The 16,176-nt window shown below is 59.0% G+C and carries 17 protein-coding genes; 8 read left to right on the top strand and 9 right to left on the bottom strand.

Annotation, left to right across the window (positions count from 1 at the left end):
• Positions 1 to 102 precede the first annotated feature (102 nt).
• Positions 103 to 348: a hypothetical protein gene (locus tag NW815_RS03355; protein WP_414415705.1), complete on the bottom strand. Its 246-nt coding sequence runs from the start codon at positions 346 to 348 to the stop codon at positions 103 to 105.
• Positions 349 to 450: 102 nt separating this feature from the next.
• Complete coding sequence (locus tag NW815_RS03350) at positions 451 to 537, bottom strand: helix-turn-helix domain-containing protein (RefSeq protein WP_414415706.1); 87 nt, start codon at positions 535 to 537, stop codon at positions 451 to 453.
• A gap of 166 nt (positions 538 to 703) precedes the next feature.
• Here NW815_RS03350 and NW815_RS03345 point away from each other — a divergent pair, with 166 nt between their 5' ends.
• Both NW815_RS03345 and NW815_RS03340 read left to right on the top strand, forming a co-directional pair.
• Entirely contained in the window at positions 704 to 1,987 is a 1,284-nt protein-coding gene (locus NW815_RS03345; RefSeq protein ID WP_414415704.1) for a competence/damage-inducible protein A, read from the top strand.
• Between the two features lie 102 nt (positions 1,988 to 2,089).
• Positions 2,090 to 4,243 (top strand): M48 family metalloprotease, encoded by a 2,154-nt coding sequence (locus NW815_RS03340; protein WP_414415703.1) that lies wholly within the window; start codon positions 2,090 to 2,092, stop codon positions 4,241 to 4,243.
• A 30-nt stretch (positions 4,244 to 4,273) separates the two neighbouring features.
• Here the strand turns inward: NW815_RS03340 and typA are convergent, their stop codons facing one another.
• The 4 genes from typA to glpX form a co-directional block, all read right to left on the bottom strand.
• Positions 4,274 to 6,091 carry a translational GTPase TypA gene (gene typA, locus NW815_RS03335; protein ID WP_414387766.1) on the bottom strand — a complete coding sequence of 606 codons (1,818 nt, stop codon included), beginning with the start codon at positions 6,089 to 6,091 and terminating at the stop codon, positions 4,274 to 4,276.
• Between the two features lie 168 nt (positions 6,092 to 6,259).
• Complete coding sequence (gene psb30, locus NW815_RS03330) at positions 6,260 to 6,367, bottom strand: photosystem II reaction center protein Ycf12/Psb30 (RefSeq protein ID WP_011433833.1); 108 nt, start codon at positions 6,365 to 6,367, stop codon at positions 6,260 to 6,262.
• 107 nt (positions 6,368 to 6,474) lie between these two features.
• Positions 6,475 to 7,770 carry a glutamyl-tRNA reductase gene (locus NW815_RS03325; RefSeq protein ID WP_414342169.1) on the bottom strand — a complete coding sequence of 432 codons (1,296 nt, stop codon included), beginning with the start codon at positions 7,768 to 7,770 and terminating at the stop codon, positions 6,475 to 6,477.
• Between the two features lie 327 nt (positions 7,771 to 8,097).
• The gene (glpX, locus tag NW815_RS03320) at positions 8,098 to 9,141 is read right to left on the bottom strand and encodes a class II fructose-bisphosphatase (RefSeq protein ID WP_011433831.1); all 1,044 of its coding nucleotides are present in this window, start codon (positions 9,139 to 9,141) and stop codon (positions 8,098 to 8,100) included.
• 258 nt (positions 9,142 to 9,399) lie between these two features.
• On the opposite strand from glpX, the gene NW815_RS03315 reads away from it, so the two are divergent.
• Positions 9,400 to 9,675, top strand: a complete 276-nt coding sequence (locus NW815_RS03315) for a DUF1830 domain-containing protein (protein WP_011433830.1) — start codon at positions 9,400 to 9,402, stop codon at positions 9,673 to 9,675.
• Positions 9,676 to 9,733: 58 nt separating this feature from the next.
• Here NW815_RS03315 and NW815_RS03310 read toward each other — a convergent pair whose 3' ends face one another.
• Positions 9,734 to 10,000, bottom strand: a complete 267-nt coding sequence (locus tag NW815_RS03310; RefSeq protein WP_414387768.1) for a hypothetical protein — start codon at positions 9,998 to 10,000, stop codon at positions 9,734 to 9,736.
• Positions 10,001 to 10,160: 160 nt separating this feature from the next.
• On the opposite strand from NW815_RS03310, the gene NW815_RS03305 reads away from it, so the two are divergent.
• Positions 10,161 to 10,769: a peroxiredoxin gene (locus NW815_RS03305; protein ID WP_011433828.1), complete on the top strand. Its 609-nt coding sequence runs from the start codon at positions 10,161 to 10,163 to the stop codon at positions 10,767 to 10,769.
• 167 nt (positions 10,770 to 10,936) lie between these two features.
• On the opposite strand, the gene NW815_RS03300 is transcribed toward NW815_RS03305, so the two are convergent.
• Entirely contained in the window at positions 10,937 to 11,371 is a 435-nt protein-coding gene (locus tag NW815_RS03300) for a photosystem I reaction center subunit II PsaD (RefSeq protein ID WP_369791755.1), read from the bottom strand.
• Positions 11,372 to 11,605: 234 nt separating this feature from the next.
• Here NW815_RS03300 and NW815_RS03295 point away from each other — a divergent pair, with 234 nt between their 5' ends.
• Together NW815_RS03295 and NW815_RS03290 are read left to right on the top strand one after the other, a co-directional pair.
• Positions 11,606 to 12,469, top strand: a complete 864-nt coding sequence (locus NW815_RS03295) for an arginase family protein (RefSeq protein ID WP_414387769.1) — start codon at positions 11,606 to 11,608, stop codon at positions 12,467 to 12,469.
• A 36-nt stretch (positions 12,470 to 12,505) separates the two neighbouring features.
• On the top strand, positions 12,506 to 13,153 hold the full coding sequence (locus NW815_RS03290) for a class I SAM-dependent methyltransferase (RefSeq protein ID WP_414350546.1): 648 nt from the start codon (positions 12,506 to 12,508) through the stop codon (positions 13,151 to 13,153).
• Positions 13,154 to 13,195: 42 nt separating this feature from the next.
• Here NW815_RS03290 and NW815_RS03285 read toward each other — a convergent pair whose 3' ends face one another.
• The gene (locus NW815_RS03285) at positions 13,196 to 13,711 is read right to left on the bottom strand and encodes a TIGR02652 family protein (RefSeq protein ID WP_011433824.1); all 516 of its coding nucleotides are present in this window, start codon (positions 13,709 to 13,711) and stop codon (positions 13,196 to 13,198) included.
• A gap of 301 nt (positions 13,712 to 14,012) precedes the next feature.
• Between NW815_RS03285 and rimP the strand changes: the two genes are divergently transcribed.
• On the top strand, positions 14,013 to 14,483 hold the full coding sequence (gene rimP / locus NW815_RS03280; protein WP_414381586.1) for a ribosome maturation factor RimP: 471 nt from the start codon (positions 14,013 to 14,015) through the stop codon (positions 14,481 to 14,483).
• Between the two features lie 135 nt (positions 14,484 to 14,618).
• Positions 14,619 to 15,992 (top strand): transcription termination factor NusA, encoded by a 1,374-nt coding sequence (gene nusA / locus NW815_RS03275; protein WP_414387771.1) that lies wholly within the window; start codon positions 14,619 to 14,621, stop codon positions 15,990 to 15,992.
• Positions 15,993 to 16,176 lie beyond the last annotated feature (184 nt).

Here is a 16,176-nt window from a genome sequence, read left to right as displayed (position 1 = left end):
ATGCGCAGCGTGGTAGGAATCTCCGGCCTTTAGGCCGGGGAGGATGTCAATGCTTGTTTCCCGTACTGCTCAGCCACAGCCTCTGGCCGTTCCTGGAACGCACTACGCGCCCACCAGTAGCAAGCGCACCGTCTTGGCATGTAGCTGGCGCTGCTTTCTGACCGCTATCTTGGAGGTCTGAAACTTGAGCAGCAAGACAATAAACCAAGACAATAAACAATAAACAATGTCAAATAATGTCAAAGAAAATGTCAAAGAATAAATGTCAAAGTTGTCCACCCAGAACCTGGCCGCCTTGGCGCTCATCCCGCAAGTCTTGAATGGGCCAACGCAAACAATGACTGCCACTTTCTGGTTTGGTACGGGACTGCCTTCGCCCAATCTGGTAGAGAAGGCAAGATGTGGTGAGTAGCTACTTGCATCCAGGTGGACGCTCGCCTTCTAAAGACTTCAGAAAATTAGGGTGCGGTTATAAACAAACCGAGCTGTTCCCAACCACTGCTGCAGCGTCTGTCGCTGTTGTGCTGTCGGATACATCTCGTCCCCCAATCTTTTTGCCGGCGCCGGAGATGGAAACTTGCCGGTTGTCTCACCGCCATTTGGAATGGCCAACTGCAAGCCCAAAATCTGGGGGCGCGCAGGGAGGCCGAGACCTCCCTGCTTGTATACTTCTCTTGCGGCTGAGCTGAGCTCGAGGCCAAGCATGATCCCACCGCAAACTGCTATTCCCCAAGGGGCTGAGATCCTCTGCATCGGCACAGAATTGCTTTTGGGAGAGATCACCAATACCAATGCCCAGTACTTGGCAGCCGAGTTGGCGCAACTGGGGATCCCCCACTATTACCAAACGGTGGTGGGGGATAACGAGGCCCGCATTCACCACGCGCTGGAGGTGGCCTGTGGTCGTTCCAGCTTGATTCTGATCACCGGGGGTTTGGGGCCGACGCCGGACGATCTCACCCATGAGGCGCTGGCTTCCTTTTTTGGGGCGGAGATGGTGGAGCACCCCCAAGTGTGGGAAGAGATCCTGCAAAAGTACGGGCAGCGGGGCCTTGTGCCCTCGCCGAGCAATCGCAAGCAGGCTTTTCTGCCCCGGGGAGCGAGGGTGTTGCCCAACCCGCTTGGCAGCGCCTGTGGCCTCATCTGGCAGCCCCGGCCCGACCTGCACATTCTCACCTTCCCTGGGGTGCCGCGGGAGATGCAACACATGTGGCGGGAGACCGCCGTGCCTTATCTGCGCTCCATCGGCTGGGGAAAAGAGGTGTTCTACAGCCGGGTACTGCGCTATTGGGGCATTCCCGAATCGACGCTGGCCGAACGGCTGGGATCCCTGTTGGCGGGGGAAAACCCTACGGTGGCTCCCTACGCCAGCCAGGGGGAGGTACGCCTGCGGGTTACCGGACGTGCTCCCAGTCGTGAAGCGGCCCAAGCCTTGATCGCCCCGGTGGTGGAGCAGATTTTACAGATTTCTGGAGAAGACTACTTCGGCAGCGATGACGCCACCTTGGCCGGTGTGGTGGGGGAGCTGTTGCTGCAACGGGGTCAAACTCTGGCGGTGGCAGAATCCTGCACCGGCGGGCTGCTGGGGCAGTTGGTGACCGGGATCCCGGGCAGCTCCCGCTATTTTGTGGGGGGGATCGTGGCCTACGACAACCGCATCAAGGAGCAGCTTTTACAGGTGAATCCGGAAACCCTGCGACAGCACGGGGCCGTGAGCGAGGCGGTGGCCGCCCAAATGGCGCTGGGGGCCAAGCAAGTCCTGGGCTCCAACTGGGCCTTGAGCATCACCGGCATTGCCGGGCCAGAGGGAGGCACCGCCACCAAGCCAGTCGGTCTTGTGTATCTGGGTTTGGCGGATCCGCAAGGGAAGGTGGAAGTACACGAGTACCGGTTTGGCAGCCTGCGCGGCAGAGAGGGGGTGCGTTGGTGGAGCGCCCAGACGGCTCTGGATCGCTTGCGGCGGCGCTTGCTCTGCTACCCCCTTTAGGGGGGATCCAGTCTCTCGGGGTTGGATCCCTGAGTAAGCTAGGGGAGCAGATGGATCCAACCGATCTCCAGAAGCAGACCCTACTAGGCAAGGAGCAAGCCGATGATCCCCGATGCCGTCCAGGCGGGCAAGGAAGCCCTGCGGCAGGGCCGCCTGCAAGAGGCCATCCAACTTTTTGAAGGCTACCTGGCCCAATCCCGTCAGCAGGACAAAGCATTAGGGATCCCGGCAGACTCATCTGACGGCGAAGCCCTGGAAGCCCAAATGAACCTGGTGCGGGCCTACCACCAGTTGGGCCAGACGGAGAAGGCACGGTCCCTCTGCCTAGAGCTGCTGCAACACCCCAACCCCCAGGCGCAAGGCTGGGCCAAGAAGATCTTGCTTCGCCTGCCCACTGCAACAGAGTCCCTGGCTGCTCCGTCCGCCAAACCTGTCGAACCGCGTTCTGCTCCCCCAGAGGAGCCGTCTCCTGGAGCGGGATCCCTGTCCACCCGTCAACGGGCCGCCCAACTGGGTATGAAGATCCCCCTGCCGGAGCGGGCCGGCCCCCTGCATTGGGCCAAGTGGGGATCCCTGGGGGTGGGCATTGTCTTCCTTTGGTGGCTGAGCTTTGTGTTGGTAGGCAGCCATCTGGATTTTGGCCGGCTGAGTTTTCCGCGGCAGCTTTGGTTTTTGCAGGGGTTGCTGCCCTGGCTGCGCAATGGCCTGCGGTGGTTGGTGGCCGGCAGCCTGGCGGTCAACTTTGGAGTAGGCCTTCTCTTTTTTGCCCCCTGGCTGATGGATCAGCTCCACCAACGGCTGCACAAGTTGCGTTGGGCCAGGCTTGGCGAAATCGAACGCCACAGCCCCGAAACGGCGCGCCTGCTGCAGCGCATCTGTGCCCAAAACCAGCTAAAACAGCCCCGACTGGGGGTGATCCCAGATGCTGGGCCGCTGGCCTTTGTTTACGGCACTTTTTCTGATGGCTGCCGCATTGTGGTCACCCAAGCCCTGTTGCAGCAGCTTTCTGAGGATGAGATTGCCGCCGTCTACGCCCAGGCCCTGGGGCGAATTGTTAATGGAGATATCCTGGTCATGACCCTGCTGGGATCCCCGATTCAACTGGTTTACCTGGCCCTAGAGCAGGTGAGCCAACTGGGAAGCAAACGGCGGGATCTCATCGGGCATGTGGCCCCGCTGCTCTACCTCATCTACACGGTGCTCTCCTACCCGCTGTTTTTCCTCTCCCGCCTGGGCACCTACCATGCCGACCATTTTGCCGTACAGGCAACCGGCAACCCGAACGGGCTGATCGCTGCTCTGCTCAAATCGGCTGCCGGCTTACAAGAGGCCCACAAAAACGACCGCCGACCTTCCTCGCTGTTGCACTGCACCCGCCTGTTCAGCTTTTTGGACTTCAAAACCATCGCCGCTGCCAGTGCTGCCGCCCGCCTCCAGGATCCCTCCCAAGCTGGCCAAGTCTTTCTTTGGGATCAAATCAACCCTTGGGCCCGCTGGATGCAGGTCAATTCCAGCCATCCGCTGCCGGGGCACCGCTTCAAGGTCTTGGCGGGATATGGAGAGCGGCTGCGCCTCCTGCCGGAGCTGAGCCTGGGATCCGGGTCCAAATTGGATGTGGCCCGCCTGCAAAGCCGGTTTTGGCTGGATCTGGCCATCTACGCAGCCGAAGTGGTCGGGATCCTCATTGGCTGGCTGGTAGGGCTGATCCTCTACCTGCTGCTGCAAAACCGTCTCGATCCCAAGGTGATCGCGGCAGCAGCGGTGGTGGGCTACGGGGTGGGCTTGTGGGCCAAAGCGGGGTTGATGTACGGGGGATCCCTGCCGGCAAGGCCGACGGATGTGCTCAGCTTGCTGGCGGATCCCGACGCGGATCCCCGCCGCGGACAATGGGTGGAGCTGGAGGGGGAATTGGTGGGACTGGGCCGCTCCGGCTATCAACTGGGGGCAGAGCTGAAGCTGCAAGAGGCCACAGGGCTGATCCCGGTGCGCTTCACCTCCCCTCTGGGCCCGGTGGGCAATGTCTTTTCCGGCCTGAAGCAGATCCGCGCCCTGGTGGGCCGGCGCGTCAAAGTGGTGGGCTGGTTCCGCCGCGGCAATACTGCTTGGGTGGATCTGGCCTACGTCCAGGTGGGATCCAATAAGCTGCACAGCCGACCGCGCCTTTGGCTGGTTGTGTTCGGCTTGGGAGTCATCCTGCTGGGGATTTGGGGGGCGTTCTATTTCCCCAACTTGGCCTCTTACCTGCGGCGGTGGTGAGCCGGGTTCTCTTCCAGTTGGCTGAGAAAACTAGCGGCGAGAGGGCGTTAACTGTGCCTTGCGCAGGCGCACCGACTGGGGCGTGATCTCCACCAGCTCATCCTCGCCGATGTATTCCAAAGCCCGCTCCAGGGTCATCTCCACCGGCGCTTGCAAGTGCACCAGCTCCTCCCCGCCCGCAGCCCGGTGGTTGGTCAGTTGCTTGGTCTTGCAGACGTTCAGCTCCAAGTCTTGGGGACGGTTGTGCTCGCCCACGATCATGCCCTTGTAAACGCGGGTACCTGGCGTAATAAAGAATACACCTCGATCTTCCGCATTCTTGAGGGCATAGGTAGTGGCCACCCCTTCTTCAAAAGCGATCAGCACCCCGTTGCGGCGCATTTCCATCTCAGAGGTCAGGGGACGGTATTCCAAAAAGCTGTGGCTCATGATCCCCTCGCCGCGGGTGATGCGGATAAACTCCCCCCGAAAGCCGATCAGCCCTCGCGCCGGAATGACAAACTCCAGCTGAGCCCGACCATCGGATCCCACCATCATGTTCTGCATTTCTCCCCGCCGTTGCCCCAGCCGCTCGATGCAGGCCCCCACCGTCGCTTCCGGCACATCCAGCACCAAACACTCATAGGGCTCATAGGGCTGGCCGTTGACCTCGCGGAAAATTACCTTCGGTTGCCCCACCTGAAACTCATAGCCTTCCCGCCGCATGGTTTCCAGCAAGATGCCCAGGTGCAGCTCGCCCCGCCCCGACACCAAAAAGCGATCCGGCGAATCGGTTTCTTCCACCCGCAGCGCCACGTTGGTTTCCAGCTCCCGCATCAGGCGCTCCCGCAGTTGCCGCGAAGTTACAAAAGTACCCTCTTGCCCGGCGAAGGGGGAGTCGTTGACGCAGATCATCACCTGCAATGTGGGCTCGTCCACTTTGATGAGCGGCAAAGCCTGGGGATTCTCGGGAGAGGTGAGGGTATGGCCGATGTTGGCCTCGGCAAACCCCGCCACAGCAACAATGTGGCCGGCGGTGGCTTCCGTCAGCTCGATGCGCTGCAGCCCCTGAAAGCCGAACAGCTTGGTTACTTTGCCCTTGGCGATGGATCCATCCTCTTTCACCACTGCCAATGGATCCCCCAGGCGGATGGTGCCGTTGTGGATCTTGCCGATCACAATCCGGCCCAGGTATTCCGAATACTCCAGCGTGGTGACCTGCAGCTGCAGGGGCTTGCCGGGATCCCCAATGGGAGGTGGGACATGCTTGAGAATGGCCTCGAAAAGAGGCTTCATATCCAGGGATCCGCTGTACTTCCCTTCCAGAAAGTCTTTGAGATGGGCTTCTTCCAGGGCAAAGCCGCGCAACCCAGAGGCAAATAGATAGGGGAAGTCGCACTGGTCTTCGTCTGCCCCCAGCTCCAAGAACAAATCCAGCACCTTGTCGACGGCTTTGTAGGGCTCGGCGCGAGGCCGATCAATCTTGTTGACCACCACAATTGGGCGCAGGCCCTTCTCCAAGGCTTTGCGCAGCACAAAGCGGGTTTGCGGCATCGGGCCTTCGTTGGCATCCACGATCAACAAGCAGCCCTCCACCATCCCCAGGACCCGCTCTACCTCGCCCCCGAAATCGGCGTGGCCAGGGGTGTCGACGATGTTGATCAAGGTTTCGCCGTAGCGGACGGCTGTGTTTTTGGCCAAGATGGTAATGCCCCGCTCCCGCTCCAGCGTGTTGGAGTCCATCACACAGGTGGGAATGTCTTCCCCCTCCCGAAAGATGCCCGCCTGGCGTAACAGGGCATCCACAAGGGTAGTTTTGCCGTGGTCGACGTGGGCGATGATGGCAACGTTGCGGATGGGGAGTGACATATTAACCATTGACCAGCAGGATGTCGCCCTACAAGCAGGAGTGCCCTAGGGATTTCTTTACAACTCTAACGCAAAGGAGCGTTACGTTGCTAAACACTCCTGGCTTTGGGCTTAGCCCCAGCACTCCCAAAGGGTTATCCCGACTGCCTCAATATCCAGAGGGATCCCCTACATATCGGCGCCGCGCAGATAGAGCAGCAGGATGACCGCCGGGCCTGCCAAGACGATCAAGGCCAGCAGGGCCAACTGCACAAAAACTTCGTATTGTCCGAACATAATCCCAGATCCTGTGGCTTACGCTTTGTATCCTAAGGGGTGCCCTCCACCCCAGATGGGAGAGCTGTTACAATTCTTCAAGTCATGCGCTCTTCGCCAAGGGAGCCCTAGCGCTCCTGCTGGGCTTGAAACACCACCGGATCCAGGTTGAACAGTTCCTGCAAGATCCGCATGGCTGCCCGCCGCGCCTCAATATCCCGTTTGGCCCGCAGTTGCACCATCGGGTCGTGCAGGATCTTGTTGACGATGCCGCGGGTCAGGGCGTCGATCACCTCCAGGTGCTTCTCGGCAAAGTCCTTGCCCAGGCGGGAGAGAGCTTTTTCCATCTCCTGCTCGCGGATGGACTCCACCTTGTGGCGCAGGCTGGAAATGGTGGGCACCGTCTCCAGAGAACGCCACCACTCCATGAATTGATCCACCTCTTCTTCCACCAGGGCTTCGGCAGCCAGAGCCAGCTTTTGCCGTTGGGCGCGGTTTTCTTCCACGATGCGGGAGAGGTGATCCACATTGAACACCTGTACCCCCTTCAGCTTTTCCACGTCGGGATCGATGTTGCGGGGCACAGAGATATCCACCAACAACAGCGGCTGATCTGGCTGCAGCACCCCTGCCAGTTGCTGGTAGGTGAGGATCGGCTGGGTGGCACCGGTGCTGGTGAAGACCAAGTTGGACTCGGCCACGCTGCTCAGCAGCGACTCCCAAGGCAGCACCTGGATCGGCTGCTCGAATTGCTTGGCCAGGGCTTCGGCCCGCTCCAGGGAGCGGTTGACCACCGTGATATCGACTGCCCCTTTGGCCAACAGGTGCTGCACCAACAGACGGGCCATTCTCCCCGCCCCCACCACGGTAACTTTGCCCTGAGAGAGGGATCCCTGCTCTTGCAGAGCCAACTCCACCGCTGCCGAGCTGATGGACATGGCGCCGGTGCCGATCTCCGTTTCGGTACGGACGCGCTTGCCGGCGGTAATGGCTGCCTTAAAAAGGCGATTGAGGATGCGATCCATGCCGTTGCAGGCTTGGCCCAGTTGCTGGGCTTTTTTCACCTGCGAGAGGATCTGCCCTTCTCCCAGCACCAAGCTATCTAGCCCGGCAGCCACCCGCATCAGGTGGGTTACCGCATCCTGGTAAAGAAGGGTAAACAGGTGCGGACGCAGTTGGGGCAAGGGGATCCCTTTCAGCTCAGCCAAGAACTGCATCGTCTGCCGGACACCACTCTCCATTTCTGAGGTGACGATGTAGACCTCCAGCCGGTTACAGGTGCTGAGGATCGCAGCCTCCTCAATGTGGGGGTGGGCGCGAAGCTGCTGGATCGTCTCTCCCACCTCCGCCTCCGCGATGCTGAGGCGCTCCCGAATCTCTACGGGAGCTGTGCGATGGCTAAGACCGACAACCGCGATAAACATGCCTCTCCGTCGTCTGTACAGCAACAGCAAAAGTTATTAAAAACAAAAACTCTGAACAAAAGCAAATATTGTTTCAGAGAGAAAGCAAGAGCTGTGACCGATACGAGGGGATCCCTTGAGTCGGTTCCAGCAAGCTTAGGTAACTTTTCTCAGCCTACCTAAACCCTAAGACCAGTATCGAACCGGTTTTGCCGGATTTTGCTGAAGAGTTATTACGTTTTTGCGGGTTGGGTCTTGATAGACTTCGTAACTTTCCCAAAAAGGCAAGGGCGACCTCCAGCAGGGGAAAGCCGCCCCGATCTCCGAGGATGTTGGGTAGGGGATCCCTCAGCGCAGTTGCAGGCCGCGGGGCTGCTGGCCATCTTTCATGTGGATGGTATCCACAAAGCGCACCGTGCGGGATTGGCTGGAAATCACCAAGGTCTCGGTGCGGGCCCCGCCCCCGAAGAAGCGCACCCCGCGCATCAAGTCGCCATCGGTGATCCCGGTGGCAGCAAAGAGCACTTCCTTGCCACTGGCCAGCTCTTCACACTCCCACACCTTGTCGGGATCCTCGATGCCTTTTTCTTTGAGTTCCCGTCGCGTTTCCTCCACGGGTGGCAAGTAGGTGCCTGCCTGAACCACCTCGGGATCGTAGATCAGCCGACCCTGGAAGTGGGCGCCCAAGCACCGCAGAGCGGCTGCCGAGATCACCCCCTCAGGAGCAGCTCCGATCCCCATCAGAGCATGAATGCCGGTGCCGTTGAAGCCCGCCGAGAGAGCCGCCGAGATGTCGCCATCGGTGATCAGCTTCACCCGCGCCCCCGCCTCTCGAATTTGGCGAATCAGATCGAGGTGGCGCTTGCGATCCATGACCACCACCGTCAGATCGGAGATCTCCCGATCCAGGCTTTCGGCGATGATCTTGAGATTTTTCTCTGGCGGATAGTCGATGTGCACCTTGCCCTTAGCCTGGGGCGGAGCTGCCAGCTTCTGCATGTAGATGTCCGGGGCATGGAGAAGGCCACCTTTCTCAGAGATGGCCAGCACGGCCATGGAGCCGTTTTGGCCTTTGGCCACCAGGTTGGTGCCCTCACAGGGATCCACAGCGATGTCGATCTCCACCAGCTCTTCCACACGGCAGAACTGCTCAGCATCCGGGCGGGTACAGATGCCCACTTCTTCGCCGATGTAGAGCATGGGGGCCTCATCGCGGGTTCCTTCCCCGATGACGATGCGACCGCGCATAGGGATCTGGTTGAGTTTCTCCCGCATGGCCTCTACAGCCACCTGGTCGGCGGTCTTGTTGTCCCCTTTGCCCATCCAGCGGGCGGCGGCAATGGCAGCCTGCTCCACGACTTCGATGATCTCTAGCCCCAACTTGTTGTCCACGATGTGCCCCCTTGCTGATCTCGGAATGGTGAAGGCCAACTTAAGGATATCTTCAGACTCTTCCCCTCAGTTTACCAGGGCAGGCTTCTCCTCGGGATCCCATTCTCTCAACCCCAATAAGCTGAGAGAACAAATCTCCCAAAGCCAGTCAGGAAGAGCGATCCCCGTCTTGGCGGCTTACTATTGCCGCTTGGGGATCAGGGATGGTAGCCTATTTTAAGGGCAATAAGTTTTTCTTAACACCATTAAAAAAACGCAATGAAAAGATACGCTTTTGTCAACCGTTCCGGACAGGTTCAGGTGATCCGCACGATCCCCGGCCACTGGGAGCGCACCCTCTTTCCCGGCCAGCAGGCGATTTTTGAGGCGGAGCCGGACGACTATCTGGAAGTCTACAGTTGCTGCTGCTCCACCGCCATCCTGGAAGAGCGCCGCCTCTGTCGCTATCTGGTGGATTCTTCCTCGCCTGAGGTTGACCTCTACCTGTGGTCATCTTCGCAACGGGGAACTCTGGCGGATGCGTTGAATGGTTGACAGGCTCTAGCGGCTGGCTGCCCCATAGGGGCAAGAGGACTGGGTTTGCCCAGGATAACTAGATTGGGGATCGCCTCTCCTGAGGCCGATCCCCGAGTTTTTCAGAGGGCGGACGCGGCTCTGGAGAAGGGGCATCGGGGGGACGGGTCAGGCAACTGCCCCGCGCAGCGTCGCGAAAGGTATCGATGCGCTCCACGCAATTTTGATGGCCGCAATAGGGGCAATACAGGCGATCCCCAGGTTGGGGCTCCACATCGGCCTGGCTCCACCACCGCCGACAGCGGTCACAACAAAAGTGATAGAGGAACTCCAGCGCCACTCTCATGGGATCCCTTGCAGAGCTGAGCCGATCAGCATGGAAAAATGGGCATTATCCGGATCCCAGCAGTTGGGATCCGTCGCTATCTATTTAAGGCAGAGTCATTATGAGTATGGTATGTTAGGTTTGGTTTACATTTGCACTTTACCGCAAGGAGCGTTGATTTATGTCTCAGGAAGGATGCCTGCGAGTGGGGCAGCCCGCTCCCGATTTTTCCGCCACCGCCGTCTATGACATGGAATTCAAGACGGTGAAGCTCTCCGACTACAGGGGTAAGAAGTATGTGGTGTTGTTTTTCTACCCCTTGGACTTCACCTTTGTCTGCCCAACGGAGATCACGGCCTTCAGCGACCGCTATGACGACTTTGCCAAGCTGGATACCGAGATCCTGGGTGTTTCAGTGGATAGCGAATACTCTCACCTGGCCTGGATTCAAACCGACCGCAAGGCTGGAGGGGTGGGTGAGCTGAGGTATCCTCTGGTCTCTGACCTGAAAAAGGAGATCAGCGCTGCCTACAATGTCCTGGATCCGGAAGCGGGTGTGGCGCTGCGCGGCCTGTTCATCATCGACAAAGAAGGGATCATCCAGCACGCCACCATTAACAACCTGGCCTTTGGCCGTAGTGTGGATGAAACCTTGCGCACCCTGCAAGCCATCCAATACGTGCAATCTCACCCCGATGAAGTTTGCCCGGCCAACTGGCAGCCCGGCCAGAAAACCATGCACCCCGACCCAGTGAAATCCAAGGAGTTCTTCGCGGCGATTGCCAAGTAGGTTGGCCCCTGGGATCCCTGGCTACATATAGGAGATCCCCAGCGCTTCCGGGCGTAGCTTCAGCTCAAGGTGGGCTGGAGCTTTTTTGTCGAAAACAGGCAAGCAAAAGATCCCCCGACCTTGCTAGGGGATCCTGAAACCCAGTAGGGAGCGAAGCTGTGGGGAGTTCAATCCCAGGGTTTCCCGCCGGTGAACTTGTAGGTAATCGGCTCTTTGTTTTTGCCGATGTTGCGATCCACTTTGCCGACGGGCTCACGGCCTTCGTTGACCTTCTCGGGAAAGACGCCGTCTTTGGGATGCACCAACACAGGCTCCCCCCCCGCGGGAATGCGGAAGATCTGGTAGTCGTTGATCTTGTAGTCGGATCTCAACTGGGCACCCAGCGCCAAACACTGCTCTTTGCGGGCAAAGGTGAGAAAGTTTTTGCCTTCCACCATTTCGGCAGCGCCGCCGGTGGGCATTTCAAACACCTGCCCCGGCTTGCCCGTCCAGGTGATGACGTATTTTTCTTCGGTTTCGGCTGCGCTCAACAGCCCCCCGGTGGATCCCCCAAATAGAGGCAGCTTTGCTCCCTGACGAGGATCGCCTTCCATCACAGCCATAGTCTACCTTTCTCAACTCGTTGTGGTTTGCGGTGGTTTGCCTTGTCCAAACCGCGGTTTGCGGCGCGAAGCACTTTGAATCTACCACTGACTCGATTTTTGGCCCCAGTTCCGCCTGGGAACTGTAATCTTTCGTAGCAGACCGGCTTGCTCTCGGACGGATCCCTGGGCGCCCTGTAGGCCACCATAGAACAAGCCGGAGACCCACAGCTTTCTGGAAAAGGAACAGCGCCCATGGCCCAGTGGTCCCTCCATCCCAGCTCGCAATCCAACGCTAGGGTCATTCTCATTCCCACCGCCTTTGGCCACGATACTCAGGCTCCGATGGCCATTCTCAATGCCGGTTCGGAGCTGTGTGCCTTCGAGCCGAGGTTGGGGATCGATGTGGATAAGCTGGCGGTGGCGCAGTTGCCGGGGCTGGTGGATGAGCCTCCCTACGGCATGTGTGAGGCGGCGGTGACTCAAGCTTGGAGACGACAACAATGGCCGGTGCTGTTGCCTTCGGTCTTGGCCGCCAGTTGGGGGGCCATTCGTGCCCTCTGGAAGCACTACCCAACTCTGAGTGTGGTGCATTGCAGCGCTCATGCCAACCTGATGCCGCCCCCAGAGATGACCCAGCCGGATCAAGATACAAGCTATGGCAGTGCTGCCTGGGTGGAGTTGCTCTATCAGCACAAGCTGCCGGTGATCCATGTGGGATTGCGCAGCGGCAGTGCGCGGGCCTACGCATGGCTGAAAGCCCACCACAGCCCAATATTCTGGGCCCAAGATGGCTGGGATCCCCAGCAGGTGGTGGCCTCTTTGCCGGATCAACCGGTGTTTTTGGTGGTGGACTGCAGTGTGCTGGATCCTTCCTTAGCGCCCGCCGTGCATCACCCAGAGCCAGGGGGGGTGAGTTGGTTGCAACTGTTGCAGACCTGTGAGGCCATCTTTGCTGCTCGTCCTGTGGTTGGCCTTTCGCTGGGAGGGGTGGCGGTGGGATCCGCAACACGGCAAACCGCTCGTGTGGTGGCCCGCCTGCTCAATTGGTTGCTGGCCTGCTATGCCCTTCACTCCCTGAAGGTGACTGCTCAACCGCAACCTGTCCAGACGGTTTAAGCTGCTCAGGTCTGAACATTCATTTGGGATGGTCGAATGAACCTCTATCGCCGAATAATCTTCCCGCGGCTGTTGGATTTAGCTCTCTCGGGGGAAGGGATGGAGCGCTATCGGCGGCAGCTTCTGGCCCATGTGCAGGGATCCGTTCTGGAGATTGGTTTTGGCACCGGCCTCAACCTATCCTGCTACCCAGAGCACATTCGCAAGATCACAGGGGTAGATCCCAATCCCGGCATGGGATCCCTGGCTCGTCGGCGCATTGCCTCTTCTCCCATCGCCGTTGATTGGCAGGTGGCGGATGCCCAGGAACTGCCTTTTCCAAGCCAGAGTTTTGATAGCGTGGTTAGCACCTGGACATTGTGCAGCATTCCCAATGTGGCCAAGGCTTTAGGGGAAATCCGGCGGGTGTTGCGAGCGGGGGGCAAGCTGTTTTTTCTCGAACACGGCCTCAGTGAGGATCCCCAGGTGCAAAGATGGCAAAATTGTCTTAACCCTATACAAAAGGTAATCGCAGATGGCTGCAACCTAAACCGAGATATGGCTCGGTTGATCCAGGGAGCGGGGTTTCGGTTTGAGCAACTGGAGCGGTTTTATATGGCCGACCAGCCCAAGTTTATCGGCTACACCTATCAAGGCATAGCACTCCCTGACCCGGAAGGAAGCTGCGGATCCCAGGGGGCTTGAGCAGCCACCGATTCTTCAATGGCTCTCTACCTGTTCGCCTTTCTAATCACACAGTTGCAGACGGGATTGCGGCTGCCGCATGGCCGGGTCGATCTCGTAGGTCAGCTCAAAGTTGATCACCCGCCAGCGCTGAGGGGATCCACCCCTATCCTCTGGGATTTGGGAGCTGAAGCTGACGGGCAAGCCATAGAGGCGAGGTGGGCCAGGACGACGGTGGGATCCCTGCTCCAGATAAGGGGTGAGCAGCTGGCGGTAGCGCTCGGCCACGATCACCTGAGTGGCTCGCATTCCTTGCATGCGCAGCCGATCCAATTCTTCATGAATCTCAAAACGGATCCCATCGGCGTGGGTGTGCTGACGAAACCAGCGACCTTCCCAAAAGCGCCAGCGCCGTCCGGATTGCAGGTGTACCAGCTCCTCTTGTTCAGCATCCGCCTCAAATGCACCATGGCGAGGGCAGAGGTAGGTATCGGTCAGGGTGAGGGCCGCAATCGTTTGCCGACAGTGGGGGCACTGAATGCTGGGGCCGAAGATCGGGTAGGAAAAGGCAACAGTCATAGGAAACCCCACAAAACGCGGCTGGATATCTGGGCAAATCCGCAGTTGTCCACATTATAGATGTTGGCTTTTGGGGATCCCCATGACAAAACCGGGGGAGATCTTCTAAAGTAGTAACGAGGGGAATGCACCAAGAGTCTGCATCGACTCTGGGCAAGCCCTGAGCAATCTCCACGATGACAACGGGGAGTGGGTAAAGCCCACTTCTTTGCTTTTTGAGGGGGCTTACTGTCCCCTTTGCCAGCTCCGGCTCCAAGGGGTTTGGATCTGGCTGCAGCACCGGGTTGGTGACAAGTTGGTTATGGTTCACCCTCTTATTCCGCAGTTGGAGAGCTTGGCCCGTCCCGTGGCCGCTCAACTGGGATACCAGTTGGTGCAGATGGTTTTCCACACCAACCAGCATCCGCCAGTTCTGCGGGTGGATATTCGTCCACTGGATCCCGACCGAGAAACCAGCCATGCCGATTGCGAAGCCATGAGCCAAGCCTTGGAAGTCGAGCTGGATCGGGTGGATCTGATCCCAGGCCAGTATGTGTTGGAGGTGTCCAGCCCTGGCATCAGCAACCTTCTCACCAGCGATCGCGACTTTGTGGTTTTCAAGGGATTCGCGGTGGAGGTGACCTTGGATCCACCCTACAAGGGCAAAGCCGTTTGGTCAGGACACCTGCTGGGTCGGGATGAGGAGAGGGTTGCCTTATCCCTCAAGGGGCGGCGAGTTCAGTTGCCCCGCGCTTCGGTGCAGCGGGTTGCCCTCTCATCGGAAACTGACTAGGAGACCGGAGATAGAGAGAGCGTTTGACCGCAGGTGGTGCGGCCCTCCCTTCGCATCAGAGATGCGGGTTCAGTTCCCGCTGGGGAGCAATAGCAACAGCAAGTTTCACGAAGTTTGTGCAGGAGGACAGTGGTTATGGCGATGGTGCCTCTGCCGGGTTTGGCGGAAATGGTGGAGATGATCTCGCGGGAGCGCAACTTGCCCCGCCATGTGGTCACCGATGCCCTGCGAGAGGCGCTGCTCAAGGGCTACGAACGCTACCGCAAAACCATCCAGCGAGATGTGGTCTTCGCAGAAGACCACTTCCGCAATTTCGATGTGGAGTTGGATGTGGAGGCAGGAGGCTTTCGCGTTTTGGCCACCAAAGCCATCGTTGAGCAGGTACAGGATCCGGATCACGAGATCTCTCTGTACGACGTGCAGCAGGATTACCCAGAAGCCGAAGTAGGCTGGGAAGTCACAGATGATGTCACCCCACAACAGGCGGAATTTGGCCGCATGGCGGCCATCCAAACCAAGCAGGTGCTGGCGCAAAAGTTACGGGATCAGCAGCGCCGTCTGATTCAGGAAGAGTTCCGCGATCTGGAAAAAACCGTACTGCAGGCACGGGTGCTGCGCACCGAGCGGCAGACGGTGATCATGTCGGTATCCAGCGGTTTTGGACAACCTGAGGTGGAAGCAGAACTGCCCAAGAAGGAACAGCTGGCCAGCGATCGCTACACTCCCAACGCGGTGATGAAGGTCTATCTCAAGAAAGTCTATGAGGGATCCCGGCGGGGGCCACAGCTTTTGGTTTCCCGGGCCGATGCTGGCTTGGTGGTGAACCTGTTTGCCAACGAGGTGCCAGAAATTGAAGAGGATATCGTGCGGATTGTGGCAGTGGCGCGGGAGGCCAACCCCCCTTCCCGAAATGTGGGGCCACGTACCAAGATTGCGGTCGATACGGTGGAGCGGGACGTGGATCCAGTGGGGGCCTGTATTGGCGCGAGGGGATCCCGGATTCAGGCGGTGGTAGCAGAGCTGCGCAACGAGAAAATCGATGTCATCCGCTGGTCGCCGGATCCTGCCACTTACATTGCCAATGCCCTCAGCCCGGCCAAGGTGGTGGAGGTGCGGCTGGTGGATCCGGAAATCCAGCAGGCCCATGTGTTGGTCAACAGCGACCAGCTCAGTTTGGCCATCGGCAAAGAGGGGCAAAATGTGCGCCTAGCAGCCCGCCTCACCGGTTGGAAAATCGACATCAAGGAAGTGGAGAGCTACCGCGCAGCGCTGGAGGAGGCCCAAGCCCAAGGGCTGCCCTATCCCTTCATCACTCCGGCGGCACTGGAGCGCTTCCAGCGGCGGGCAGAGCGGGCTGCTTTGGGCCTAGAGGATGAGGAATACGAAGAAAAGCGCCGCCTGGAGGAAGAGGAGCTGGCGGGGGACGATAGGCTGGAAGAAGACTGGGCTGACGAAGAGGAGGACTTCGACTACGACGCCGAGTTCGACATTGCCCAGCCGAAGGGGTAATGATATACGCTCTACCCTCACTTTGCCCGTACACTTTGCTCGTAGAGGGCGGCTTCTGCCGGAAGTCTGGGCTTTGGAATGAGTTTTGCTGCAGGGGATCGCGGTTGCACCGAGACCGCAATGGCGCATGTGGGGTTTTCCTGCCTGCTTGGGCAGAACTGCCCTGTTCCGGCAATCTGCATTG

This window comes from Synechococcus sp. R6-7 (genome assembly GCF_047461695.1).
GTDB lineage: Bacteria > Cyanobacteriota > Cyanobacteriia > Thermostichales > Thermostichaceae > Thermostichus.
This window is presented reverse-complemented; position numbering and strand designations above follow the sequence as displayed.

Bases quoted from the DNA above. Each gene is read 5' to 3' on its own strand.
- nusA (WP_414387771.1), top strand. From the start codon at position 14,619: ATGGCGATGGTGCCTCTGCCGGGTTTGGCGGAAATGGTGGAGATGATC.
- NW815_RS03300 (WP_369791755.1), bottom strand. From the start codon at position 11,371: ATGGCTGTGATGGAAGGCGATCCTCGTCAGGGAGCAAAGCTGCCTCTA.
- NW815_RS03315 (WP_011433830.1), top strand. From the start codon at position 9,400: ATGAAAAGATACGCTTTTGTCAACCGTTCCGGACAGGTTCAGGTGATC.
- psb30 (WP_011433833.1), bottom strand. From the start codon at position 6,367: ATGTTCGGACAATACGAAGTTTTTGTGCAGTTGGCCCTGCTGGCCTTG.
- NW815_RS03290 (WP_414350546.1), top strand. From the start codon at position 12,506: ATGAACCTCTATCGCCGAATAATCTTCCCGCGGCTGTTGGATTTAGCT.
- typA (WP_414387766.1), bottom strand. From the start codon at position 6,091: ATGTCACTCCCCATCCGCAACGTTGCCATCATCGCCCACGTCGACCAC.
- rimP (WP_414381586.1), top strand. From the start codon at position 14,013: ATGGTTCACCCTCTTATTCCGCAGTTGGAGAGCTTGGCCCGTCCCGTG.
- NW815_RS03345 (WP_414415704.1), top strand. From the start codon at position 704: ATGATCCCACCGCAAACTGCTATTCCCCAAGGGGCTGAGATCCTCTGC.
- NW815_RS03305 (WP_011433828.1), top strand. From the start codon at position 10,161: ATGTCTCAGGAAGGATGCCTGCGAGTGGGGCAGCCCGCTCCCGATTTT.
- NW815_RS03285 (WP_011433824.1), bottom strand. From the start codon at position 13,711: ATGACTGTTGCCTTTTCCTACCCGATCTTCGGCCCCAGCATTCAGTGC.
- NW815_RS03350 (WP_414415706.1), bottom strand. From the start codon at position 537: ATGTATCCGACAGCACAACAGCGACAGACGCTGCAGCAGTGGTTGGGA.
- NW815_RS03340 (WP_414415703.1), top strand. From the start codon at position 2,090: ATGATCCCCGATGCCGTCCAGGCGGGCAAGGAAGCCCTGCGGCAGGGC.
- NW815_RS03295 (WP_414387769.1), top strand. From the start codon at position 11,606: ATGGCCCAGTGGTCCCTCCATCCCAGCTCGCAATCCAACGCTAGGGTC.
- NW815_RS03325 (WP_414342169.1), bottom strand. From the start codon at position 7,770: ATGTTTATCGCGGTTGTCGGTCTTAGCCATCGCACAGCTCCCGTAGAG.
- NW815_RS03310 (WP_414387768.1), bottom strand. From the start codon at position 10,000: ATGAGAGTGGCGCTGGAGTTCCTCTATCACTTTTGTTGTGACCGCTGT.